We start from the raw sequence: 4533 nt of genomic DNA on the forward strand, positions 1-4533 counted from the left end.
GGCGGGACGGACCGGTGGCACGGGACGGACCGGTGGCACGGGACGGACCGGTGGCACGGGACGGACCGGTGGCAGAGGGCACGGATGTGCTCCTTCCCATGAGTGGACCGGATGGAACGCCATCGTCGGCGGTGGCGGCCGGGCGCCGCACCGACCCGCCGCCCTCGTTCGCCCCCTTGGTCACCCGATGCCCGCCGGGCGCCGCCGCCAGTGCCCGGTGGCCTGCTCGAAGGCGTGGCCGACCTGGAGGACCGCGAAGTCCGCCCGGTGCGGCCCGACGATCTGCACCCCGACCGGAAGCCCGCCGGGTGTGAACCCGGCCGGTACGGACAGCGCCGGACTGCCGGTCGAGCTGATCAGATACGCCGAGCGCATCCAGTCCAGATAGTCGTCCATGGCCACCCCGGCGACCTCGGTCGGATACTCGATGCCGATGTCGAAGGGCAGCACCTGGCTCACCGGGAGCAGCAGCACGTCATAGCGGCCGAAGAACTCCCGGACGCGGTGGTAGAGCTGGGTGTGCAGCACCTCCGCGCGGGCGACGTCCGGCCCGCTGAGCTTGCGCCCTTCCTCGGTGTTCTCCCGGATCGTCTGCTTCAGACCGTCGGGGTGGCGGTCCATGAGCGCGCCGAAGGCGACCTCGAACATCGAGGCGCGCAGCGTACGGAAGACCTCCTCGGCCTCGGTCAGGTCCGGGCAGGCCCGCTCCACGACGCAGCCGAGGTCGCCGAAGACCTCCACCGCCGACTCGACCGCCGCGGCCACCTCGGGCTCGACCGGCACCAGCCCCCCGAGATCCGGCGACCAGGCCACCCGCAGCCCCGTCAGATCGCGGTCCAGGGGGCGGGCGAAGCGGGCGCCGGGCTCCTCCAGGGCGATCGGCGACCGTGCGTCGGGTCCGGCGATGGCGGACAGCAGCAGGGCGGTGTCGGCCACGGTGCGGGCCAGCGGGCCCCTGACGTTGAGCGTGCTCCAGGCGGTCGCGGCGGGCCAGCCGGGGACGCGCCCGGGCGACGGGCGCAGGCCCACGACATTGCAGAACGAGGCGGGGTTGCGCAGCGAGCCGCCGGTGTCGCTGCCGTCCGCGATCGGGATCATTCCGGAGGCCAGCGCGGCCGCCGCGCCCCCACTGCTGCCGCCCGCGCTGCGGCCCTGATCGTACGGGTTGTGGGTGGCGCCGAAAATCGGGTTGAAGGTGTGCGAACCGGCCCCGAACTCCGGCACGTTGGTCTTGCCGATGGTGATCGCCCCGGCGGCCCGGATCCGTTCGATGATCAGATCGTCCCGGTCGGGTACGCCGTCGGCGAGCGGCGAGCCATGGGTGGTGCGGATGCCCGCGGTGTTGTGGGTGTCCTTGTGGGCGATGGGCAGCCCGTGCAGCGGCCCCAGCTCCTCCCCCGCCGCGATCCGCTCATCGGCCTCCTCGGCGGCCTCACGGGCCCGGTCCGCGACGAGGGTGACGATCGCGTTGACGGCGGGGTTGACCCGTTCGATACGGGCCAGATGGGCCTCCAGCAGTTCGCGAGCGGACAGCTCGCGGGTGCGCAGCAGCCGGCTGAGGTCCAGCGCGGTCCTGAAGCAGAGGTCGTCATCCGTCGTCGTCACGGTCGCTCGCCTTCCCGTCGTCACGGTCGCTCGCCCTCCTTGCGGGGCCCTTCCTTACGGGGCCCTTCCTTACGGGCCCGGGACAGCACCCATGGTTCGGGAAGCGGCCGGTCGAGGGAAGAGCCACCCGGACAAGGGACCAACCGGACAAGGGGCCAAGGGGCCAAGGGGACAAGCCGGGGCGGTCGGTCCCGAGATCCTTACGGACGTGCTCCGGCTGCCCCGGCGGGCACCGGAATCCGCGCGGCCGAGGTGCCGAGCCCGGTGGGCCCGTGCCACGGGGCCACCGGCCGCGCCCCCGATCCGGCCCCGGCCGCCACCCCTCCGGCCCCGGCCGCCACCGGCCGCCGCTGCGCGCGGAGCAGCTCCGCCTCCCGGTAGCGCGCGACCTGCCGGTGCCAGTTCATGATCCCGGTCATCCAGTGGCGCAGCTCCCGCACATAGCCGTCCATCCCCCTCCGGGCCTCCGGCGCCAGGCCGAAGTCGTCGTAGAGCACGGGGAACTCATGCTCCGCGACATGCTGGAACTGCCGCATCCGGGACGTCATCAGATCGTTCACGACGGCGACCCCGGTCGGATAGTCGCAGTCGAAGAAGTTCTGGACGACGAGAACGCCGTTGTGGACCTCGCCCTCGAACTCGATCTCCTTCTGGTACGAGAAGACGTCGTTCAGCAGCGTCGCGTAGTCCATGGCGGCGTTCTCCAGCGACCGGACCGGGCCGCTGCGGTAGATCTCGGGCGGCACCCGCCGTCCGTGCGCCAGTCGGCACAGGCTCATGGTGAGGGCGGAGCCGAAGGTGAGCCGGCGCATCTCGATGTAGTCGACCGGGTCGGGGATCCGGTTCTTGGTCTGGTTGGCCAGCTCCCACAGCCAACTGGCGGTCATGTCCTCGATGGACTGCCGCAGATCACGGCGCGCCGAGTCCTCCATCGGCCCCGCCGTACGGGCCCACAGATCGGCCAGCGACCGCTCCAGCGCGGTCGCCGGGGCCGGGGTGGGGCCCGCGTCGAGCGGCATGAACTCCCCCAGCCGGGCGTTGCACGCCCAGGCCCCGGCCAGGTCGTGGGTACGGCCGAAGACCACCGGGTAGTAGTCGTCCGCGTAGGTGCCCCAGGTCAGCCAGCCCGACGCCAGATCGAGCTCGGCCGGGGAGCCGTCCGGGTGGATGCCCGCCGCGCACAGCGGGAGATCGGCGGCGAGCAGCCGCTCCTCGTCCCAGATCACCTGCGGACCGGGGACGCCGGGCCGTGGTTCGAGCGGTTCGAGTGGTTCGAGCGGTTCGAGGATGCCCATCCGGTGTGCCCAGTCGGTCAGATGGCGGCGGGCGGCGGGCAGATGTGCGTTCAGCCGGAGGGGGAACGGCATGAAGAAGTCCGGCAGCAGGGACGGCCCGGTCTTCTGGAACGGGACATGGCTGAAGGTGCGCGCCCTGGCCGTCTCCGCCCGGCCGGTGGTCAGCGGCAGGCTCGCCGCGGAGACACCGAGACCGCTGAGCGCGAAGGGGGACCACGCCCCGGGTATGGCCGCCTGGCCGGTGCCGCTCGCCTCGTCGGCGCCGTGGGCGCCGCCCGCTTCGTTCGCGCCGTTCATATAGCGGCTGGAGCGCATATGCCACTCGTGGCCGCCGGACTGCCAGTCCTGGAGCCCCTTGACGTAGGCGAGAACGCCCGCGCAGGCCACCGGGTCCAGGCCGTGCTCGGCGAAGAGCGGGCCGAGTTCGGTGAGCGCGGTGTCCTCGAACTGCCGCAGCCGTGAGGTGAGCAGGTCGTTGACGGAGTCGGCCGCCTCCTGGGTGGTGCAGCACAGGAACGTCTCCAGCGCCAGGACGCCATTGCTGAGCTCGCCCTCGTCCTCGATCTCCCGCTGGTAGGAGAACAGGTCGTTGCGCAGATGCACCGCGTCCGCGAAGGCGTCGCGCAGCACCCGCATCGGCCGCGACCCGGCGATCACCGCCGGCACCTCGGCCCCCACCGCATGCTCGACCAGCCCGGCCGACCAGGGCGCGCCGCCGACCTTACGGCGCATCTCGATGTACTCGACCGGATTGGGGACCCGGTGGATGTTGATGTTCGAGAGCTCCCAGAGCGATTCGTTGAGCAGATTCTCGGTGCTCTCCCGGAACCGGGCCCGCCAGTCCGACGACATCGAGGGCACCGTCCGCGCCCATAGATCCGCGAGCCCCGCCTCGACCGGGTTGGTGGGCTCGGGGGTCCCGGCGGCCGGGTCCATCGGCATGAAGGCGGGCAACCGGTCGAGATACGCCTTACCGGCTTCACGGTCCTGGGAGCGCTTGAACGTCTCCAGGAAGTGGTCGTCGAAGAAGAAGACCCACACATACCAGTCCGTGATCAGCGAGAGCTCCGCGCCGGAACAGTCGGGGTGGGTGTACGCGCACAGCAGGGCGTAGTCGTGGGCGTCGAGATCCTTCCGCTCCCAGATCCCCGAGCCCTCGAGCATTCCCATCGCGCGGGCCCACCGGGTGGAGTGCTCCCGTGCCTCCTGGACATGGGGGCTCAGCCGGGCCGGATACGGCATATAGAACTCGGGGAGTCGAAAGGGCTGTGTCACTGCTGGGCCGGCACCTCTCCGTGCGACGGTGGTCCGTAGCCGTCCGGCTACGGACCGGGGTCGGCTACGGGCTACCCATGCCACTCCCGGCCTATCCGAAAGCCCCATTAGTCACACGAACGCGCCGCGCGACCGGTACCCTGCCCCGCTCACGGCCCGCTCACCGCACCGCTCACCGCCCCGTGGCAAGGGCCGTAGGCCGGGTCACCACGGGGCACGGTGAGCGCTCCTGGCGGGAGGCGGACACCGCGCCTAGCGGGAGGCGGACGCCGCGCCTAGCGGGAGGCGGACGCCGTCGCCTTCTGGGCCGTTTCGGTTCTGCCGGGCCGGTCGGCGGCCGCCCCGCCGCCGGGCCGGT

Annotated in this window: 2 protein-coding genes; both read right to left on the reverse strand. The window is 71.9% G+C overall.

Features of this window, described 5'->3' with window-relative positions:
* Nucleotides 1-180: 180 nt before the first annotated feature.
* Nucleotides 181-1605, reverse strand: coding sequence for an amidase (locus tag KN815_RS40120; protein ID WP_216346727.1), 1425 nt, complete (start codon nucleotides 1603-1605; stop codon nucleotides 181-183).
* Nucleotides 1606-1805: 200 nt separating this feature from the next.
* Complete coding sequence (locus tag KN815_RS40125; RefSeq protein ID WP_216346728.1) at nucleotides 1806-4175, reverse strand: terpene synthase family protein; 2370 nt, start codon at nucleotides 4173-4175, stop codon at nucleotides 1806-1808.
* Between the last annotated feature and the right edge of the window lie 358 nt (nucleotides 4176-4533).

The sequence above is a fragment of the Streptomyces niphimycinicus genome (assembly GCF_018883605.1).
GTDB lineage: Bacteria > Actinomycetota > Actinomycetes > Streptomycetales > Streptomycetaceae > Streptomyces > Streptomyces niphimycinicus.